Origin of the sequence: Microbispora sp. GKU 823 (assembly GCF_002027145.1) — a bacterium.
Lineage (GTDB): Bacteria > Actinomycetota > Actinomycetes > Streptosporangiales > Streptosporangiaceae > Microbispora > Microbispora siamensis.
In genome coordinates this window covers 19,001-38,380 of record NZ_MWJN01000017.1, presented here as the reverse complement: position 1 = coordinate 38,380, position 19,380 = coordinate 19,001, and the positions used below count along the sequence as shown (strand labels likewise).

The 19,380-nt window shown below is 73.5% G+C and carries 11 protein-coding genes and 5 pseudogenes; 3 read left to right on the top strand and 13 right to left on the bottom strand.

Translation table 11 applies throughout. From position 1 onward, the window contains the following. Positions 1 to 20: 20 nt before the first annotated feature. The 13 genes and pseudogenes from B1L11_RS50425 to B1L11_RS50400 form a co-directional block, all read right to left on the bottom strand. A pseudogene (locus B1L11_RS50425) lies at positions 21 to 1,298 on the bottom strand (condensation domain-containing protein); the annotation flags it as partial. Next, complete coding sequence (locus B1L11_RS11830; protein ID WP_179155095.1) at positions 1,295 to 3,226, bottom strand: non-ribosomal peptide synthetase; 1,932 nt, start codon at positions 3,224 to 3,226, stop codon at positions 1,295 to 1,297. The gene B1L11_RS11830 and the pseudogene B1L11_RS50425, both read right to left, overlap by 4 nt. Positions 3,227 to 3,228: 2 nt before the next feature. Further along, a complete protein-coding gene (locus tag B1L11_RS11825) occupies positions 3,229 to 4,680 on the bottom strand; it encodes a condensation domain-containing protein (protein WP_179155094.1) in 1,452 nt (483 codons plus the stop codon). Continuing rightward, positions 4,677 to 4,892, bottom strand: coding sequence for an MbtH family protein (locus tag B1L11_RS11820; RefSeq protein WP_372974668.1), 216 nt, complete (start codon positions 4,890 to 4,892; stop codon positions 4,677 to 4,679). The genes B1L11_RS11825 and B1L11_RS11820 overlap by 4 nt, the downstream gene beginning before the upstream one ends. Positions 4,893 to 4,908: 16 nt before the next feature. Next, positions 4,909 to 6,690, bottom strand: coding sequence for a condensation domain-containing protein (locus B1L11_RS11815; RefSeq protein ID WP_179155093.1), 1,782 nt, complete (start codon positions 6,688 to 6,690; stop codon positions 4,909 to 4,911). A 232-nt stretch (positions 6,691 to 6,922) separates the two neighbouring features. Further along, positions 6,923 to 7,105, bottom strand: coding sequence for a phosphopantetheine-binding protein (locus tag B1L11_RS54735; RefSeq protein ID WP_372974667.1), 183 nt, complete (start codon positions 7,103 to 7,105; stop codon positions 6,923 to 6,925). A 157-nt stretch (positions 7,106 to 7,262) separates the two neighbouring features. Beyond that, positions 7,263 to 8,519: pseudogene (locus B1L11_RS11810) on the bottom strand (condensation domain-containing protein); the annotation flags it as partial. 1 nt (position 8,520) lies between these two features. Further along, positions 8,521 to 9,678 carry a class I adenylate-forming enzyme family protein gene (locus B1L11_RS11805; protein WP_256862441.1) on the bottom strand — a complete coding sequence of 386 codons (1,158 nt, stop codon included), beginning with the start codon at positions 9,676 to 9,678 and terminating at the stop codon, positions 8,521 to 8,523. A 119-nt stretch (positions 9,679 to 9,797) separates the two neighbouring features. Continuing rightward, a pseudogene (locus B1L11_RS50420) lies at positions 9,798 to 9,905 on the bottom strand (hypothetical protein); the annotation flags it as partial. Between the two features lie 195 nt (positions 9,906 to 10,100). Continuing rightward, positions 10,101 to 11,771 (bottom strand): MFS transporter, encoded by a 1,671-nt coding sequence (locus B1L11_RS50415; RefSeq protein WP_256862454.1) that lies wholly within the window; start codon positions 11,769 to 11,771, stop codon positions 10,101 to 10,103. 9 nt (positions 11,772 to 11,780) lie between these two features. After that, a pseudogene (locus B1L11_RS50410) lies at positions 11,781 to 12,395 on the bottom strand (thioesterase domain-containing protein); the annotation flags it as partial. Between the two features lie 205 nt (positions 12,396 to 12,600). Continuing rightward, positions 12,601 to 15,294, bottom strand: a pseudogene (locus B1L11_RS50405) (amino acid adenylation domain-containing protein); the annotation flags it as partial. Further along, positions 15,279 to 15,674, bottom strand: coding sequence for a condensation domain-containing protein (locus B1L11_RS50400; protein WP_256862440.1), 396 nt, complete (start codon positions 15,672 to 15,674; stop codon positions 15,279 to 15,281). The gene B1L11_RS50400 and the pseudogene B1L11_RS50405, both read right to left, overlap by 16 nt. Positions 15,675 to 16,170: 496 nt before the next feature. Here B1L11_RS50400 and B1L11_RS11795 point away from each other — a divergent pair, with 496 nt between their 5' ends. From B1L11_RS11795 to B1L11_RS45095, 3 genes are read left to right on the top strand one after another with little or no spacing between them, the layout of a single operon-like run. Then, complete coding sequence (locus tag B1L11_RS11795; RefSeq protein ID WP_256862439.1) at positions 16,171 to 17,169, top strand: thiamine pyrophosphate-dependent dehydrogenase E1 component subunit alpha; 999 nt, start codon at positions 16,171 to 16,173, stop codon at positions 17,167 to 17,169. Next, the gene (locus B1L11_RS50395; RefSeq protein ID WP_256862438.1) at positions 17,166 to 18,785 is read left to right on the top strand and encodes a biotin/lipoyl-containing protein; all 1,620 of its coding nucleotides are present in this window, start codon (positions 17,166 to 17,168) and stop codon (positions 18,783 to 18,785) included. Before B1L11_RS11795 ends, B1L11_RS50395 begins: the two co-directional genes overlap by 4 nt. Next, entirely contained in the window at positions 18,701 to 19,378 is a 678-nt protein-coding gene (locus B1L11_RS45095; protein ID WP_143737203.1) for a 2-oxo acid dehydrogenase subunit E2, read from the top strand. Before B1L11_RS50395 ends, B1L11_RS45095 begins: the two co-directional genes overlap by 85 nt. The last annotated feature ends 2 nt before the right edge of the window (positions 19,379 to 19,380 follow it).

Below are 19,380 nucleotides of genomic sequence, written 5' to 3'. Positions count from 1 at the left end.
GCCTCGTCGTCGCCGGTCCAGACGCGCAGCTCGGAGACCCGGCGATGCGGTTCCGCCACGGCCGACTCGAGCAGGAGCAGGAAACGCTCGGCGAGCCGGCGGACGGCCTCCGCCTCGTGCGGAGACCCGCTGGACCCGTCGTGGCCGAACGACAGGACGATCTCGCCGTCCTCGAACCACGCCTCGGTGTACAGGCCGAGCTTGACCTGCCGGTAGCCGTCCGGGAAGTAGCCGACGGACAGGTCGCCGAACGGCCGGGTGGGTCCCAGGTCCTGGCTGTGCAGGATGAACATGGTCGGCATCAGCGCCTCGGCGGGGTGCCCGATCCGCTCGAACGGGACCGATGGCCGGCTCAGCGCCGTCAGCGCCTCCTGCCTCATGCGCCCCAGCAGCTCGATGAACGACGGATCGCCGTCGAGGTCGCCGCGCAGCACGACGGTCTGCGAGAGGTAGCCGATCATCGGTTCCAGCTCGACCCGGTCGCGGCCGGCCACGGCCGTGCCGACGAGGACGTCGGTGTGGCCGGTGTGCCGGTGCAGCAGCACCTGGTAGGCCGTCATGAGCACGGTGAACGGCGTGGTCCTGTGCTCGCGGGCGAGCCGGTCGAGCTCGCCCGCGACCTCCCGGCCCATCCGGACGATCTGGAAGCCCGCGCGATCCTCGTCGCGGAGGTCCCCGGCCCCGATGGCGCAGGGCAGGTCGGGCGGCGGCGGATCGGCCAGCCGCTCCTGCCAGTACGGCACCGCGCGCTCGGCGCGGCGGCGCTGCCAGCGGGCGTAGTCGGACGGCTGGACCGGCAGCGGCGGCAGACTCGGCGCGCGCCCGTGCAGGCGCGCGGTGTAGCACTCCGCCAGGTCGTCGAAGAGGATCCCCAGCGACCAGCCGTCGCCGATGATGTGGTGCATCGTGACGCACAGGACGTGGTCCAGCGCGCCGATCGCGATGACCGCGACGCGCAGCGGCACGCCCTCGGCGAGGTCGAACGGCGCGTTCACCCGCTCGGCGACGAGCCGCCGGGCATGCTCCTCGTCGGCGGCCTGGATCCGCTCGACCGGCGGGAGTGACCCCGCCGCCCCCGGCGGCTCGGCGATCGCCCAGGGGACGCCGTCCTCCTCGTCGAACCGGGTGCGCAGGCCCTCGTGCCGGGCCACGACGTCGGCGAGGGCCTGTTCGAGGGTGCCGGTGTCGAGGGGCCCGCGCAGCCGGCGGACGGTGTACATGGTGTACGAGGCGTCGCGGGGATTCAGCCTCTGCAGGAGCCAGAGCCGTTCCTGGCCCGGCGACAGGGGCGCCCTCATGCGTCCGACGCCATCTCGTCGAGCACGGCCGCCAGGTCCTCGGCGCTGAGGCCGTCGAGTTCGTCGCGGAGCGCGGCGATCTCGGCGAGGTCCAGGTCGTCGTCGTCGAGCCGGTCCATCGCCGCCGCCAGGTCGGCCACCGTGGGGTTCTCGAACAGCACCACGATCGGCACGTTGATCGCGAAGCGCGCCTGGATCCTGGCGATGATCTGGGTGGCGGTCAGCGAGTGCCCGCCCAGCTCGAAGAAGTCGTCGTCCACGCCGACCGGCTCCGCGATGCCGAGCACCTCCCCCCACATCGCCGCGAGGTCCTCCTCCAACTGCGTGGACGCGGGCCGGTACGGCCGGCTGCGCGCCCGGGTCCACTCGGGCACGGGCAGGGCCTTGCGGTCGAGCTTGCCGTTCGGGGTGAGCGGCAGGGCGTCCAGCACCACGAGATGTGCGGGCACCATGTACTCGGGCACGTCGCGGCGCAGCCGGTCACGCAGCGACGGCCACAGGTCGGCCCCCTCGGGCTCCCCGGCCGCGCGCACGACGTAGGCGACCAGACGCGGCAGCCCGTCGGGACCGTCGCAGACGCCGACGGCGGCGTCGGCCACCTCGGGCGCGGCCCGCAGCACGCTCTCGATCTCGCCGAGCTCGATCCGGAACCCGCGCACCTTCACCTGCTGGTCGGCCCGGCCCAGGTAGTGAAGCCTGCCGTCGTCGATCCTGGCGAGGTCGCCCGTGGCGTACAGGCGGGCCCCCGGCACTCCGGAGAACGGGTCGGGCAGGAACCTGGCCGCCGTCTGGCCCGGCATGCCGCGGTATCCCCTCGCCAGGCCGGCGCCGCCGATGTGCAGCTCACCGGCCTCGCCGGGCGGCACGGGACGTCCGTCGGGGCCGAGGATGTGCACCGTCGTGTTGCCGATGGGCTCGCCCAGGTCGACGGGGGCCGGGGACGGGGCCACCCGCCCGGCCGTCGACCAGACCGTCGTCTCCGTCGGGCCGTACACGTTCCAGAGCCGGGCCCCGCCGTCGAGGAGGGCGTCGGCGAGGTCGCGGGGCAGCGCCTCGCCCCCGCACAGCCGGGTCGCGACGTTCTCGGGGACCCCGCCGGATTCGAGCAGGATGCGCCAGCTCGCCGGGGTCGCCTGCATGATCGTGACGGCCTCGCTCACGGCACGCGACCGCAGGGCCCGGCCGTCCGCCGTCTCGTGCCCGGACGCGACCACCACCCGGGCGCCGCAGGCCAGCGGCAGGAGGAGCTCGAGCACCGAGATGTCGAACGACAAGGTGGTGACCGCCAGCCAGGCGTCGCGCGGGGTGAGCTCCAGCAGGGAGGCGAAGGACTCCAGCAGGTTGACCACCGCGCCGTGCGGCACGGCGACCCCCTTGGGCCTGCCGGTGGAACCGGAGGTGTACATGAGGTAGGCCAGGTCGCCCACGGCGCCGTCGACCAACACCTCGCCGCCGGCCAACACCTCGCCGCCGGCCGGCACGTCGCCGTCGCCGGAGGCCCCGCCCGCGACGGGAACGCCGTCCTGCGAAAGCTCGACGACGTCGGGGACGCCGTCGAGCAGCCGGGATTCGATCCCCTGGCCGGCCAGCACCAGCCGGATGCCCGCGTCCTCCCGCATGAACCGGAGCCGGTCCTCGGGGAAGCCCGGGTCGAGCGGCACGTAGGCGCCGCCGGCCCGCCACACGGCGAGCAGGGCGACGACCATGCCGGGGCAGCGCTCCAGGCACAGGCCCACCGGGACCTCCGGGCCGACTCCGCGGGCGCGCAGCAGCGCCGCCAGCCGGTCGACCCTGTCGTGCAGCTCCCGGTATGTCAGCACGCCACCGGCGCCGCTCACCGCGACCGCGTCGGGGCTCGCGTCACGCCACCGGCGGATCAGCGCGAGCGCCGTATCAGGGGTGGTCACGCCGCTCACCGCGTCACTCACTTTCACGCACCTTTCACTTCCGAGAACACGCTCGAGAACGCGCCCGAGAACACGCCGCTCAGCGCGGACAGCGGGATGTCCGGGTCGGCCCCGGCCCGCCGTACGATCTCGGCGAAGCCGCCGACGAGGCGGCGCGCGGTCGCGGGCGCGAACAGATCGCTGCTGTAGTCGAGGACGCCGCCCAGCCCCTCCGGCCCCCGCCACAGGTCCATCGAGACCTCCGACTTTGTGTGACTGGGCGGGACCGTGTAGACCTCCCGGCCGAGGTCGGCCATCCGGGTCCCCAGCAGGTCGTCCTTGGGCAGGTTGTGCAGGTTGAACATGGCCTGGCACAGCGGCGGCCTGCTGATGTCGCGGGGAACGCGCAGCGCGGCCAGGACGTGCTCGAACGGCACCTCCGCGTGCCGCATCCCGGCCAGGGTCGTCTCCCGCACGCGGTCCAGCAGCTCGTGGAACGACGGGTCGCCGGACAGGTCGGCGCGCAGCACCATCGTGTTGCCGAAGTAGCCGATCAGCGGCGCCAGCTCGCTTCGGGACCGGCCGGCCACCGGCACGCCGACGCAGAAGTCGGACTGGCCCGACGCCAGGGCGAGGGTCGCCTGGTAGGCGGCGGCCAGGGCCATGAAGGACGTGCAGCGCCGCTTCCTGGCCACCTTCTCCAGCGGCGTGATCTCCTCCGGCGGCAGCAGCAGGTGCTCGCGTCCGCCACGCCCGGACCACCGGGGCGGCCGGGGGTGGTCGGCCGGAAGGTCCAGCGCGGGGGCGCCGGCCAGGCGGCGCGTCCAGTACTCCAGGCCCTCCGTGTGGTCCCGCTGCCTCTCCTGCACGGCGAAGCGGGGATACTGCGTGGGCAGCTCCGGCAGCTCGGGCTCACGCCCCTCGCGCCCGGCGGCGTAGCACTCCGTGAGCTCACGCATGAGCACGTCGAGCGACCAGCCGTCCATCACGATGTGGTGCAGGACGATGCACACGACCGCGTCGTCCCTGCCCGGCTCGGCCAGGCCGGTCCGCAGGGGAGGCTCGTTCTCCAGGTCGAACGGCCGCTCGACGAACTCCTTCAGCGCCCGGTCGAGGTCCGCCTCCCCCGAGAGCGCGATCCTCTCCAGCGGCACCGGTCCGGGCGGCAGCACGACCTGCACCGGGGCGTCCCCGCGCAGCCGGAAGCGGGTCCGCAGCACCTCGTGCCGCGCCACGATCCGGGTGAACGCCGCGGTCAGCGCGTCCACGTCGAGCGGCCCGCGCAGCCGCATGCACCAGGGCGTGTTGTAACTGGTGTCGCCGGGGTCGAAGCGGCTGAGGAACCACAGGCGCTCCTGCCCCGGCGACAGCGGCCACTCCTCGCCGCCGGGGTCCCGCGGCGCGCCCCCGAGGGAGCGCAGCAGCGCCGCCCGGCGCTCGGGGGGCAGCCCGGCCAGCTTCTCGATCAGCGCGGCGCGGCGCTCCGCGGTGGTCATCTGTCCCGGGAGCTCAGCGTCGCCGGGTCGCGTGCGCTCAGCGTTTCCGGGTCGCGGGAGCTCAGCGGGCGCATGTCGGTCCACACCGTCTCGATGTGGTCCAGGCATTCCTGCCGCGTGCCCGCGAAGCCGGTGGCCCGCCACCCGGCGGGCGGCTCGCGGTCGCTCCACCATACGGAGTACTGCTCCTCGTCGTTGACGACCACGAGCATCGGGGAGTCGGTCATGTCACCTTCCCAAAACGGTCATTGCGGTAGACGGGGCCCGCCCGCCGCCCTCGATCAGCCGAGGACAGGCGGGCCAGCCGGTGGGGTCGGCCGGCGGCGCCGCGCACAGGACGTAGTGGTGGGGGGCGAGCACGTCGGTCCGGCCGGCCGCGGCGCGCATCACGGCGGCGTGGACGGCCTCGGGCGTGTCCAGCCCGGGACGCGCGACGAGATACCCGGTCAGCCGGGCCGCCCCGTCTCCCGGGTCGTCTCCGGTGTCCTCCACCACGACCGCGGCCAGGTCGGTCCCGCACACCCGGCGCAGCAGGGCCTCGCTCTCCGGCAGGTCCACCCAGTCGTGGCCGATCACGGTCCACCCGGCGGGGCGCCGCACCGGGTCCAGCCCCGCGACCTTCGCGACCTGGTCCAGCGGCACCTCCTCCGAGAGCGCCCGGACCAGCAGCTCCTCCAGGCCGGTGAGCATCCGCTCGGCGACGTCCCCGGGCAGGAAGGCCGTGTCCACCAGGACGTAGAACTCGCAGGTGGACGGGGCCGGGCCGGTGGCGAAGAAGATCCTCGCCTTGACCTTCGAGTAGGCGCCGACGAAGAACGTTCTGGTCCGGCCCCGCAGCGCGGCGAGCGCCGCGGCGTCCCCGGGATCGACCGGCGGCAGGCCCTGCCAGCGGCCCGCCTGCCTGACGTCGTTGAAGAACGCGTCCAGGTCGATGTCGGCGCCGCGGTCCCACGCCTCCGCCTCCCAGGCGGCCAGCACGAGCGCGGGGTCGTAGTGCCCGTTCCGGTACGTCGCCATCGTCCTGCGGTGTCCGCGCCGCAGCGCGTCGGCGAACGTGCCGGCCTCCAGGTCGATGACGCACAGCCCGTCCTGGGCGGCGGGGCCGGCCATCGCCTCCATGCCCGGGTGGTGCCGGTTCGACACGATGAGCTGCAGCGCCGCCGTGGGGTGCCCGGTGACGGCGGCCAGCAGCGCGGCGCTCGCCACCGTGAGCACGCTGGAGGTCGTCACGCCGTGCCGGGCGGCGAGCGCCTCGGCGGCCACGGCCGCCGCCGGGGAGTCCATCCCGTGACGGACGAAGCGCGGCTCCTCGGGTTCCCTCGCCGGGAAGTCGAACATCGAACGCGGAGCGGACGCCAGACCGGTCCGCCAGTGCCGCAGCGCCTGTCCGCCGGGCGGCGGATCCGACCGCTCGAAGGCCGCCTGGTCGAGCGGCTGCCAGTCCGGGCCGGGCAGGTCCTCCCCGGCCACCAGCCGCGGCCACTCCGCGGCCACCATGTTCAGCGACCAGCCGTCGAGCGCGAGGTGGGACAACGCGAGCGCCAGCGCGCGCGGCCGGCCCCTCTGGCAGACCACCGCGCACCGGATCGGCAGCTCGGCCGCGTAGTCGAACCCGGTCGCGGCCAGCTCGGCGGCCAGCGCCTTGGCCGCGCTCATCGGCTTGGCCGCCGCCTCGTACACGCCGACCGTGAGCCGGCCCTCGCGGCTCACCCGCTGGACCGTGCTGCCCTCGGTGCCCTCCCCGTCCCGGACGAACGCCGTGCGCAGCGTCTCGTGCCGCTCGACGAGACGGCCCACGGCGCGCAGCACGGCGTCCAGGCCGGCCGCGCCGGTCACCGGCAGGGTCCAGGCCAGGTTGAAGTAGGGGTCGCCGTCGTCCAGCCACTGCGTGGAGCGCCAGATTCCCTGCTGGCCCCAGGTCAGCGCGGCCTGCCCGCCCCGCGCGCCGCGGAACTCCACGGTGCGCGGCGGCAGCGCCGTGAGACCGGTGACCCGCGCCGGCGCGCTCACGGTCACGTCCGCTGCCCCGCGATGTGCTCGACCAGGCCGTCGAGCGTGTCGAGGTGGCCGCCGTCCAGGTCGACGTCGCAGTCGAACTCGGTCTCCAGCAGGTCGATCAGCCGGAGGTAGGCGATCGAGGTGAGGCCGAGCGCGGGCAGGCTGCAGTCCGCCGCCAGGATGTCGGCGACGGCCAGGTCGCCGCCGCTCGCCTTCGACACCAGCTCGGCCACGCGCTCCCTCATCACGCCTCCTCCCGCAGGCGGGCGACCTCCGCCGCGATCCCGTTGATCGTCGGGTCGTCGAAGAACACGTCGAAGGACAGCTCCACGTCCATCCGCTCGCGCACCTTCGCGATGATCTGGGTGATCGACAGCGAGTGCCCGCCGAGGTCGAACAGGTCCTCGTCCGGGCCGATCTCCGGCATGCCGAGCACCTCGCGCCAGATCTCGCCCACCTCCGCGAGGTACGGCACGGCGTCCGCCTCGACGCCCGCCCTGGCCGGGGCCGGCTCCCCCGGCCCGGGCGAAGGACGGCTCGGCCACGCCGCCGACCACCGGGGACGGCAGCGGGGACGGCAGCGGCAGGTCGGCCACGTCGGCGTCCGGGGCCGCGGCCACCGCGCGCAGCAGGGCGAGCAGGTGCTCGGCGACGGTCTCGCAGCCGGAGCGGCTCAAGGCGAGCGGGTTGAACTGCAGCCGGGCCGCGATGCCGTCCGGCGCGTCCACCACCTGCAGGTGCAGCGTGCCGCGCACCGCCTGGTTGAACGACATCCAGTCCACCGACGCCTCCACGCCGGGGAACTCCGGCGCGCTCGCGTCACGCCTGCGGTAGCTGACCGAGACCGGCGTCAGCGCGGTGCGCGGGCTCACTCCGCCGACCGCGCGCGCGAGCGGCACCTGCCGGAACCGGTAGGCGGCCCGCAGCTCCTCGCGTACGGCGTGGGCGAACTCGGCGAACCTCCCGGCCGGGGCGGGGGCAGGCACCGGCAGCTCGTTCACGAACAGGCCGATGTGGCCCCGCGTCTCCTCGGTCCTGGTCGACAGGTCGACGGCCACCGCCGCGTCCTCGTTGCCGTACGCCGCGAGCAGGGTGTGCACGGCGGCGAGCACCAGCTCGAACCGGGTGACGCCCAGCTTGTCCGCGGCGACGGCGAGATCCGCGGGAAGCGCGAAGTCGACGGCGTCGCCGGCCGCGGCGCGGGTCGAGACCCCGGAAAGTCCGGGGAGCCGCAGGTCCTGCCGGTCCCGCCAGCGGTCGCGCCAGAACTCGGCGGCGTCACCGAGCAGCTCGGCCACCCGGGTGTTCTCCCGCTCGACGGCCTCGCCGTACGTCAGCGGAAGGGCCGGCGACGGCAGCCCGGCGTAGGCGTCGGCCAGGCCGCGCACCAGGATGTCCTTCGACATGCCGTCGAAGACGGCGTGGTGGGCGACGAAGACGAGCAGGTGCCGCTCCGGCGCGAGCCGGAACACCGTGAACCGGGCCGTCGGCCCGGTCCCCAGGTCCAGGGCGAGTGACGCCTCGCGGTCGACCAGCTCGCCGGGCTCACGCCCTGCGTCCTCGAACCCGGTGGCGTCCTCGAACACGATCGGCGGCGGCACGGCGGCAGGCACCAGGCGCACCACGCCGTTCCGCTCCGCGAGGGCCGCAGCCAGCTGGGGATGCCCGCGGACCACGTCGTGGCAGGCGGCCAGCAGCCGGTCCACGTCGAGGGGGCCGTCGAACCGGATGGCCAGCGGCATGTGGTACACCCGGCCACCGCAGCCCATCTGCTCCGTTATCCACATGCCGTGCTGTGCGAGGGACGCCTGCTCCCCCTCGCCGATGAGTGTCGGTGACATCTCACTTGCCTTCCGTCGTGCTGATCACGGAGTCGCCCAGCAGCGCGAGCAGCTCCTTCTTGATGACCTTGCCTGACTGGTTCCTGGGCAGGCTGTCGACCACGAGGACCCGTTCGGGCAGCTCGTGCCAGGCCAGCCGGTCCATCAGAAAGGCACGCACCTCGCTCTCGGACAGCCCGGGGCCTTCCGGCAGCCCGGATGACCTGGGCACGATCGCGGCGCCCAGCACGGAGCCGAGCACCGGATGCGGGAGCCCGAACACGGCCGCCTCGGCGACCCCCGGATGCTCGTGAAGCGCGGCCTCCACCTGGAGCGTGGACACCTTGAACGCGCCGGTCTTGACCACGTCGCTCTCCCGGTCGACGAGGTAGAGGTAGCCGTCGGCGTCCACGTATCCGACGTCGCCCATGCGCACCCAGCCGTCGCGGAACGACCGGGCGCTGGCCTCCGCGTCGCCGTAGTAGGACCGGGTGGCGGTGGGCGACCGCATCCACACCTCGCCGGTCTCCCCGGGCGGGAGCGGGTTGCCCTCCTCGTCGGTGATGCGCAGCGAGCCGCCGAACGCGGGCCGCCCCAGCGCGGCGGGCCGCGTCCGGTCGTAGATCATGATCGTCTGGGCGGGGGCGGCCTCGGTGGACGTGTAGTAGTTCGTCACGGTCGCGTTCGGGAAGGCCGTCGCCAGGCGCTCCGACAGGGCGGGGGGAAGCGCGGCCGCCGCCGACCCCAGCAGCACCACGCTGGACATGTCGTGCCGCTCGTGCAGCCCGGCGTCGAGCAGCTCGATCGCCATGGACGGCACCAGGAACACGGTGCCGGGGCGGTAGGTCTCGATGAGCCGGGCGAACCGGCCGGGGGTGAACCTCGCCGGGGTCAGCACGGTCGGCCGGGCGTCCAGCGCGTTGATCAGCATGGTCTGGCCGGCGTTGGTGCCGATCGGGAAGGCGTGCAGCAGGTGCCGCGAGTGGGCGAACCTGCGGTGCTTGGGCTGCGTGACGCACCCGTAGGCCAGGTTGGCGTGGCTCGCGCCGACCCCCTTGGGCCGCCCTGTCGTGCCGGAGGTGTAGAGGATCTGCGCCAGGTCGCCGGGCCGCACCCGCGGCCTTCCCGCGCCGGCTCCGCCGCGAAGCCGGCCTCCAGCTCCGCCGGGGTCGCGGTCCACGGCTCCACGGCCCTCTCCCCGGGCACGGACGCCGATCCCGGCCCCGTCGGGGCCGCGAGGTCCCGGCCGAGCAGCACCGCCGACGCCGCACAGTGCCCGATCATGTAGCGCAGCTCGGCCGGCGCCAGCCGGTCCGACATCGGCACGGCCACCGCGCCCGCCCTGAGCACGCCGAAGAACGCCACGGCGAAGTCGATCCAGTCGCGGCTGCCGAAGTGCAGCGCCACCCGGTCGCCCGGCGCCACGCCCCGGTCCGCCAGCCCGGCCGGCGAGCGCCGCCGACCTGCGGTCCCACCTCGGCCGAAGGTGAGCTCCCCCTGTCCCTCCACCGATCATCGCGACGCCGTCCGGCTCCTGCCCCGCGCGCAGCCGCAGCAGCTCCGGCACGGTGAGCGCGGGCGTCCCCCGCGTCCTCGTCCCCGTCATGCGAGCTCCTTCTCGGGTTCGCGGGCCGCCCGTGTGTCCGCGGGTGCGTCCGTACGGTCGCCGGGGCCGGCGTCCGCCGTCCGGGCGGCCGCGATGCGTTCGGTCAGGGCCTGGTAGCCGACGACGTCGTCCGGCAGGGCGTCGGGCACGTCGGTGTCGAACCGGCGCAGCACCCGGACCCGCAGCGCGACCAGCGCGATGACGGCGATCGCCACCGCGAAGCAGGCGTACATGAAGCCGATCCCGCGGCCGGGACCGGTGCCGAGCACCGCGCCCGCCGTGCCGGCGAGCGGCCCGTCCGGGGCGAGCAGCGGCTCGAAGACCTGCGCGCCGTACGGCGCGACCAGGCCGAACCCGATCGGCAGGGTGGACCAGGCGATCAGCGTGTTCAGCGCGATGACCCGGCCGTGGAACCGCTGCGGCACCTTGACCTGGATGATCGTGGCGTAGACGCCGTTCAGCAGGGTGAGGCACAGCGACATGCCGAACGCGCCGACCGCGATCAGGAACAGGTCCGCGCGCAGCCCGGTCAGCAGGCAGAACACCGACAGGGCGAGCGTGGACAGCAGCACGCCGTGCAACCGCCGGCGGCGCGGGCCGCCCCAGGCGGCCATGGCCAGGCCGCCGAGGAAGGCGCCGAGCCCACCCGCGAACGACACCCGGCCGACCTCGGCCAGCGATGCGAACGACAGCACGAGCGGCGAGATCATCAGGAACAGCGGGGACAGGAAGACGTTCAGCACCGCGAAGTAGAACAGCATCGCGCGGAAGCCCCGGTGACCCCAGGAGTGGCGGATGCCGCCCATCATCTCGGCGAGCACGCTCTCTCGCCGCTTCCAGGCCATCGTCGCGGGGAAGCGGATGAGCGCGACGGTGAGCGTGGCGACGACGTAGCTGGCCACGTCGATGACGAGGATGCCCTCCAGCCCGATCGCCGCCATCAGCCCGACCGCGATCAGCGGCACGATGAGCTGCGCGGTGCCGGTGGCCATCTGGACCACGCCGTTGGCGTGCCCGAGGAACCGTTTCGGCACGAGCTGCGGGATCGCCGAGCCGTACGCGAGCCGTTGGAAGGTGAGCGCGACGGACAGGCAGACCAGCAGCGGGTAGATGTGCCAGATCTGCAGGTTGCCGGTCCACAGCAGCAGGCCGAGCATGAGCTGGGTGCCGCCCGCGGCCGCGTCCCCGGCGATCATGACCTTCCGCCGGTCGAACCGGTCGACGATCGTGCCGGCCAGCGGGGCGACGAGCATGCCGGGGAGCAGGCCGAGCACGGAGAACAGCGCGAACCGGGCGAGCGAGCCGGTGGTGAGGTAGATCCACAGCGGGATGGCGAACTCGGTCAGCGCGGAACCGGTGATCGAGACGAGCTGGCCTGCCGCGACCACGAGGAAGCGCCGCATGCTGGGCGGCGGGCCGCCGTGCGCCCGCGTGCCCGCCGCGCCTGACGGCTCGTCCCGCTTCGCGGCGGTCCCGGCCTCGGTTTCGCCCTCGGTTCCGGCTTCGGCGGACCGGCGCGAGACGCCCTGCAGCCACCAGGTCCGCCCCTCGCCCCGTTCCATCCCCTCCGTACGCCCGGAGGCGAGCGCGTCATGGGTGCCGGTGACGATGTCGGCCAGTTCGGCCGCGCGGTAGCGGGTGAAGAAGTGCCCGGCCTCGTCGAGCACGACGCACGCGGCCTCGTCTGACAGGGCATGCCACTCTTTGTAACGTTCCTGATAGAACTCGGTCGCCGGGTCGCGCTCGCCGACGACGGAGATGACCGGGGCGCGCAGCCGACCACCGTCCGCCTCCTCGAACAGGCGGGTGTAGTAGCACTCCGCGTGCCGGGCGCCGAGCCGCTGGTTGGTGACGATCAGCCTGACCTGGTCCCGGCCCAGCTCCTCGACGTCCAGCCCGGCGGCGGTCAGGGCGTTGATCCTGGCCTGGTCGCTGGTCAGCCTGTCGAAGAAGGTGCCGAGCCAGTTCATGCCGCGGCCCGGCCGGGCGAACGGGAAGACGCCGCCGAGGTAGAGCGCGGTCAGCTCCTGCCCGGCCGCCTCCAGCTCCCGGGCGACGGCGGTGGCGAGCACCCCGCCCGGCCCGCAGTGCCCGTAGATCACCAGCCGGCCCGGCGAGCCGTCCATGATCTCGGTGATCTCGGTCACGCAGTCGCGGACCACCTCGTCGAACGGCCGCGCCTCCTCGCCCAGTTCGTTGCCGGGCACGGCGACCGAGTAGAGCGCCCAGTCGGCCGGCAGCGCGTCCGCGAGCGGCTGGTAGACCGCCGCGCTGCCCCCGCCGTACGGCACGCACACCAGGGTGGTGGTGACGGCCCTGGCGGGGGTGAGCCGGTGCAGCAGGGAGCGCGGCACGTCCCCCTCGGCCGTGAGCAGCCGGGCCAGCTCCCGGACGGTGCGGTGCTTGAACACGTCGAGCACCGTGACCGGCGTCCGGGTGTGCCTTGCGCAGCCGGGCGATGACCCGCATCGCCAGCAGCGAGTGGCCGCCCAGCGCGAAGAAGTCGTCGAGCGCCCCCACGCGCTCGACGTCCAGCACCTCCGCCCAGACGCGTGCCACGTCCTCCTCGGCGCCGGCCTCCGGGGCGACGTATTCGGCCGCCGCCACGTCGGCCTCCGGCTCGGGCAGCCGTGAGCGGTCCACCTTGCCGTGCGACTTGAGCGGCAGCTCGTCCAGCCAGGCGTACCGGGAGGGGATCATGTACGCGGGCAGCCGGTCGGCCAGCCACGCGCGCACCGCCGCGGTGTCCGGTCGTGCGCCGTCCACGGCGTGTTCGGCGGCGGGGACGAGGTAGGCGACGAGCTGCTCGCCGCGCGGCTCGACCACGGCCTGGGCGACGTCCGGATGGTCGGCGAGCACCGACTCGACCTCGCCGAGCTCGACCCGGTAGCCGCGAATCTTCACCTGCAGGTCGCGGCGGCCCAGGAACTCCAGGTCGCCCGAGTCGGACCACCGGCCGAGGTCCCCGGTGCGGTACATGCGCGACCCGGGCGGGCCGTACGGGTCGGGGAGGAACCGGTCGGCGGTCAGGCCGGGACGGTTCAGGTAGCCGCGGGCCAGCCGGTCGCCGCCGAGGTAGATCTCCCCCGGCACTCCGGCCGGCACCGGCCGCAGCCGCTCGTCCAGCACGTACGCCCGTGCCCCGGGCAGCGGCGAACCGATCGGCAGGCTCACGCTCGCCTCGGCCGGGCCGTCGGGAGCGGGCAGCCGGGCGACGTCGTAGGTGGTCACGCCGACGGTGGCCTCGGTCGGCCCGTAGTGGTTGACGACCCGGCAGCGGCCCATCGCCGCGAGCTCGGCCGCCCAGCCGCTCGGGGCCGCCTCTCCGCCCAGCAGCAGCAGCTTCCTGGGCAGCAGGTCATCCGGCCCGGCGTCGGCGAGCAGCGCGGCGAGGTGCGAAGGAGTGATCTTGAGGTAGTCGATCCCGGTCCGCCGGAAGATCCCCGCCAGCTCGGGACCGGCGGTGCGCGAGGGCACCAGGTGCAGGGTGCCGCCGGTCATCAGGCACAGGTAGAAGACCGTGACGCCGAAGTCGAAGGCGAGGGACTGGAGCAGGGCGAAGGACGAGCCGGGCTCCACGCCCAGCCGCTCGCGCACCCCGGCGAGGTAGACCATGACCTCGTGGTGCTGCACCGCGACGCCCTTGGGCCGCCCGGTGGTGCCGGAGGTGTAGATCACGTACGCGAGGTCGCCCGGCGCCGCCCCCTCCGCCTCGGCGGGGAGCTCCGTCTGGTCGTCGAGGTGCACGGCGGTGATGTCATCGGGGAGCCGGTCGCGCAGGTCCGGAGTGGTCACGACGATCGACGCCGCGGCGTCGGCCAGGACGTACTCGAGCCGTCCGCGCGGGTGCTCCGGGTCGAGCGGCAGGTAGGCCGCGCCCGCCTTGAGCACGCCGAGCACCGCGACCGCGAGCCCGGTGGACTGCTCCAGGCAGATCGCCACACGGTCGTCGCGCCGCACGCCGAGCCCGCGCAGCCGCCGGGCGAGCCGGTCGGCCGCGGCGTCCAGCTCCGCGTACGTGAGGGCGTCGCCGCCGCAGACGACGGCGGTCGCGGACGGGGTGCGGGCCGCCTGCGCCGCGATCACCTCATGCAGCCTCGTCGCCCCGCCGAACGCGTCCGCCGCGGGCGTCTCGGCCTCGGGAGCGGCGCCCGCGAACCCGAGCACGCGGTCGCGCTCCGCCGCCGGGAGCAGCTCCAGGTCGGACACCCGCGCGTGCGGGTCGGCGACGATCGACCTGAGCAGGTTCTCGAAGCACTCCGCCAGGCGCTCGATCGTGGCCGGCCGGAACAGCTCGGTGCGGTAGGTGAAGTTGCCGCGCAGGCCGTCGCCCTGGTCCATCAGGTAGAGCGCGAGGTCGAACCGGCTGGCGGTCACCTCGAACGGGTACGCCGACATGGTCAGGCCCTGGGTGGCCAGCGGGGCCGACCGGTAGTTCTGCAGCGCGAACATCACCTGGAACACCGGCGACCTGCTCACGTCGCGCTCGACGCCGAGCTCGCCGACCAGCCGGTCGAAGGGCAGTTCCTGGTGGGTGTAGGCGTCCAGCGCCGTCTCGCGCACGCGGCCGAGCAGCTCGGTGAAGGTCGGGTCGCCGGACAGGTCGGCCCGCATCGGCAGCGAGTTGATGAAGAGGCCGACCACCCGCTCCAGCTCCGGCAGGTCGCGCCCCGACACGGGCGACCCCACCGCGAAATCGTCCTGACCGGAGTAGCGCGCGAGGAGCACCTGGAAGGCGGCGAGCAGCGTCATGTACAGCGTCGCGCCGTTCTCCCCGCCCAGTGCGGTCAGCGCGTCCACCAGCTCGCGGTCCAGCGCCACGCCGTGGGCGGCGCCCGCCGACCCCTGCTCCGGCGGGCGCGGCAGGTCGGTCGGCAGCTCCAGCGGCGGCAGCCCGGCCAGCCGCTCCCGCCAGTAACGGATGTCGTCCTCGTGGGTCCGGCCGCGCTCCCACAGCGCGTAGTCGCCGTACTGCACGGGCGGGGCGGCGAGCCCGGCGTCGGTCCCGGTCCGGTACGCCTCGTGCAGGGCGAGCAACTCCTCCATCACGATGTCGCAGGACCAGCCGTCGGTGACGGCGTGGTGCATCGTCAGGAGCAGCACGTGCTCGCGGGCGCCGAGCCGGACCAGGAGCAGCCGCAGCAGCGGGCCGCTCGCCAGATCGAAGGGCCGGCTCAGCTCCTCCTGCACGGCCTCCCGCACGGTGGCGGGGTCGTCCGACAGCCGCAGCTCGACGACGGGCTCGTCGTCCAGCACGATCTCCGGCGTGCCGTCGTCGTGGTGACGAACCGGGTGCGCAGGCTCTCGTGTCGCCGGGCCACCTCGGTGAGGGCGCGCTCCAGGGCCGCGCCGTCGATCTCACCGCCGTCCAGCCGTACGGCGAAGGCGACGGTGTAGGCGGTGGTGCCCGGGGCGTACTGCTCCAGGAACCACAGGCGCTCCTGGGCGTGCGAAAGCGGCGGGTGGGTGCCGGCCGGCCGCGGCGGCACGGTGACCCTCGCGGCTTTCCCGGCTTTGAGCCGCTGCGCCAGCAACGCCTGCTTGGCCGGTGAGAGGCCGGTCCGGGTCACGACGCCGGCACCTCGGTTGAAATTTGCATTAAGAACATGGCATTCCTCTGTGCGCTCTGCGCCCCGGTACGCCGGCGATTGATACGAAGTCGCGGGCGGCCAAACGATCCGGCGGTGGTTGAATCACCGCCGGTGAGCTTCCTGCCTGGTGCCTGGCACGGCGCGGGATCCACCGCCGCTCGCGCCGGTAACCCCCATTTCGGACGCGGTAGTGGGAACGCTCCCACGGCAGTGGAGGCTAGGGATCACGGCTTTCGTTCGTCAAGTGTCATGGAAGTTTCTGTCCGTTATTAGCCCCAAGGCGGGGAATGTGAGGTTATTAGCGCAGATCACGGACAATGTGGTCGTAATCTCCCAAATTCGCCGCATGACCAGGGATTGACAGCGCCCCTTACCCCACCTACGCTCCGTGGGAGCGCTCCCAGACCAGGTGCTCCTTCAATGATGCCGGCGCTCCTGTGAATGGACGCTGGCGCTCCTGTCAATGGATGCTGTGGTGCTCCTGTCCCTGGCAGCGGGGCCCGGCGTCGAGCGCGCCCTCGACCAGAGACGCACCAGGAGCGGACCACCTGTGATCGTCACCGCTGCACCGGCCCGGAGCCCGCGGCATGCCCTCAACGACGGGGATCTCCGCTCACTCCTCCTCATCAGGCACTTCGAACGCGCCCTGCTCCGCCTGTTCGAGCAGGGCGTGCTGAGCGGCACCACCCACACCTGTCTCGGGCAGGAGTACATCCCGGTCGCGCTGTCGGCCCTGCTCCGCGACGACGACTTCGTGTTCAGCAACCACCGGGGGCACGGTCACTTCCTCGCCCGCCATCCCGACCCGCACGGACTGCTCGCAGAGATCATGGGGCGGGAGGGCGCGCTGTGCGGGGGCGTCGGCGGCAGCCAGCACATCTACCACCGGCGTTTCCTGTCCACCGGGGTGCAGGGCGAGAGCCTGCCCGTGGCGACCGGGGTGGCCCTGAAGCTGGCCGGCTCGGGAGCGCTGGCCTGCGCGTACATCGGAGACGGCACCTGGGGTGAGGGCGCCGTCTACGAAGCGCTGAACATGGCGTCCCTGTGGCGGGTGCCGCTGCTGGTCGTGGTCGAGCACAACGGCATCGCCCAGTCGACCCCGACGTCCACGCAGATGGCCGGCACCATCGCCGCCCGGGCGGCGGCCTTCGGCGTCCGCCACCACCACGTCACGTCCACCGACGTGGGCGAGATCAGGGAGGCCCTCGCCCCGCTGGTCGACACCGTGCGGGCCGAGCCGTCCCCGCTGGTCGTCGAGTTCGCCACGCACCGCCTCGGACCGCACAGCAAGGGCGACGACACCCGCCCGCCCGAGGAGATCCGCCGGGCCCGGGAGTCCGACTGGTACGACCGGTACGCCGAGGCCGATCCCGAGCGGTTCGCCCGGATCGACCGGGAGCAGCGAGAGCTCGTCGAACGGGTGGTCGCCGAGGTCTCCGCCCGCCCCCACTCCCGGCCGGGAGGATCGGCGTGACCAGGGTCTCCGAGCACCTCAACCAGGCGCTGCACGATCTCATGGAGTCCGACCCCTCGGTCCACCTGCTCGGCGAGGACGTCAGCGACCCCTACGGCGGCGCGTTCAAGGTCACCCAGGGACTGTCCGACCGCTTCGGCTCCCGGGTGAGGTCCACGCCGCTGAGCGAGGGCGCGATCGCCGGGGTCGGGGCCGGGCTGGCCCTGGCCGGCGACAAGGCCATCGTCGAGATCATGTTCTCCGACTTCGTGGCGCTGGCGTTCGACCAGATCACGAACTTCGCCGCCAAGTCCACCTCCATGTACGGCAGGCCCGTGCCTCTGCCGCTCGTGGTGCGCTGCCCCACGGGCGGAAACCGCGGCTACGGCCCGACCCACAGCCAGAATCCGCAGAAGCACTTCATCGGCGTGCCGGGGCTGTCCCTGTTCGAGATGACGCCGTTCCACGACGCGGGCGAGCTGTTCGCCCGGATGTTCGGCCTGGCGCGGCCCTGCCTGTTCTTCGAGGACAAGGTCCTGTACACGCGGCAGATGTACCGCACCGACGACCTGTTCCGGTTCGAGCTGGTCGACGACGTGGCGCGGGTGTACCTCGACGGCGCGGGCCGGCCCGACTGCACTCTGATCACCCATGGCGGGCTCGTCCACCGGGCGCTCGACGCCATGCGGGCGCTGCTCCTCGAAGACGACCTGGTCTGCGAGCTGCTGGTGCCCGCCCAGCTCTACCCCGTGCCCCGTCTGCCGGGGCTGGAGGACGCGCGGCACGTGTGCGTCGTCGACGACGGGACCGAGGGCGGCAGCTGGGCGGCCGAGGTGGCCACGGCGCTCTACCCGCGCCTGTGGGGCCGCCTGCGCCGCCCGATCACACTGGTCAACTCGGCGGACGGGGTGATCCCCGCCGCCCCCCCATCTGGAACGCGAGGTGCTCGTGCAGGCCGACAGCATCAGGGCCGCGGTCAGGGAGGGCCTGTCGTGACCGACTTCCGGGTGCCCAAGCTCAACAACAACGACACGGCGTACGTCCTGGTCGAGTGGCTGGCCGAGGACGGGCAGGCGGTGCGGGACGGCGATCCGATCGTGCTGCTTGAGACGTCCAAGGCGACCGAGGAGGTCGAGGCGCCGGCGGACGGCGTCCTGCGGCGACTGCTCGCCGAGGGGGCCGAATGCGAGCCCGGGCAGGTGATCGCCCGCCTGCTCGGGTCCGCGGACGAGGCCCCCGGGGAGACCGCGGACGGGCCCGCTCAGGAGGCCGCGGGGAAGGCCGCGGACGAGCACCCGGGCGGGCCGCAGACCCCGGCGCCGTCCGGCGACGCCTCCGGCGTCGTCGTCACGGCGCCCGCGCGCGAACTGATCGAGGCGCACGGCATCGCCATGGAGAGGGTGTACGCCCTCGGCCGGAAGGTGATCAGGCGGACCGACGTCGAGGAACTTCTCGGCGGCCAGGCGTCCTCACCCGCCGCCGTCGCGGACGACGCCCCGGCCACGAACGACGAGGGCGGGGCGACGAGGGCGGGGACGACGACGCACAGTGGATCACGCTGTCGCGGGCGCAGCAGCGGACGGCCGAGGTCGTCGAGCGGTCCCGGCGCGAGATCCCCGCGGCCTTCACGGCGATGAACGCCGACGTGACCGAGGTCCTGTCGCTCGCCCGCGACCTCACCCGCCGGCTGCGCACCCTGGTCGGCCTGCCCGAGATGGTGGTGAAGGCGGTCGGCGGGCTGCTCGACCGCTTCCCGATGTTCTTCGCCGAGCCCGGCCCCGGCCCGCGGGCGAGAAGGGCCGCCACCGCCGACGTGGGCGTCACCGTCGACGTGGGCCGCGGGCTGTTCATCCCGGTCGTCCGCGACGCGGGCAACCGGCCGCTCGCGGACATCGCCGGCGACCTGGTCGGCTTCCGCAAGACGGCGCTCACCGGGTCGTTCCGGGAACGCGACCTCCAGGGAGGCGCCATCACGCTCACCCTGCACACGCACGACGGCATCGTGTTCGCCGTCCCGATCGTCTTTCCCGGCCAGACGTGCGCGCTGGCGCTGACCGCGCCGCGCTCGGAGGTCGTCCCGGACGGATCGGGCTTCGCCGTACGCAAGACCGCCACAATAGGCCTCGCATACGACCACCGTTTCATCAACGGTCGCGATGCCGCGGAGTTCCTCGGCGAACTCCGCACGGCGCTCGAATCACCCGCGCGATTCCTCACCGAGAATGGATGAAG

Coding starts and splice junctions, on each gene's coding strand:
- B1L11_RS11825 (WP_179155094.1), bottom strand. CDS start 4,680: ATGACCACCGCGGAGCGCCGCGCCGCGCTGATCGAGAAGCTGGCCGGG.
- B1L11_RS11820 (WP_372974668.1), bottom strand. CDS start 4,892: ATGCTCGTGGTCGTCAACGACGAGGAGCAGTACTCCGTATGGTGGAGC.
- B1L11_RS54735 (WP_372974667.1), bottom strand. CDS start 7,105: ATGCCGGAGATCGGCCCGGACGAGGACCTGTTCGACCTCGGCGGGCAC.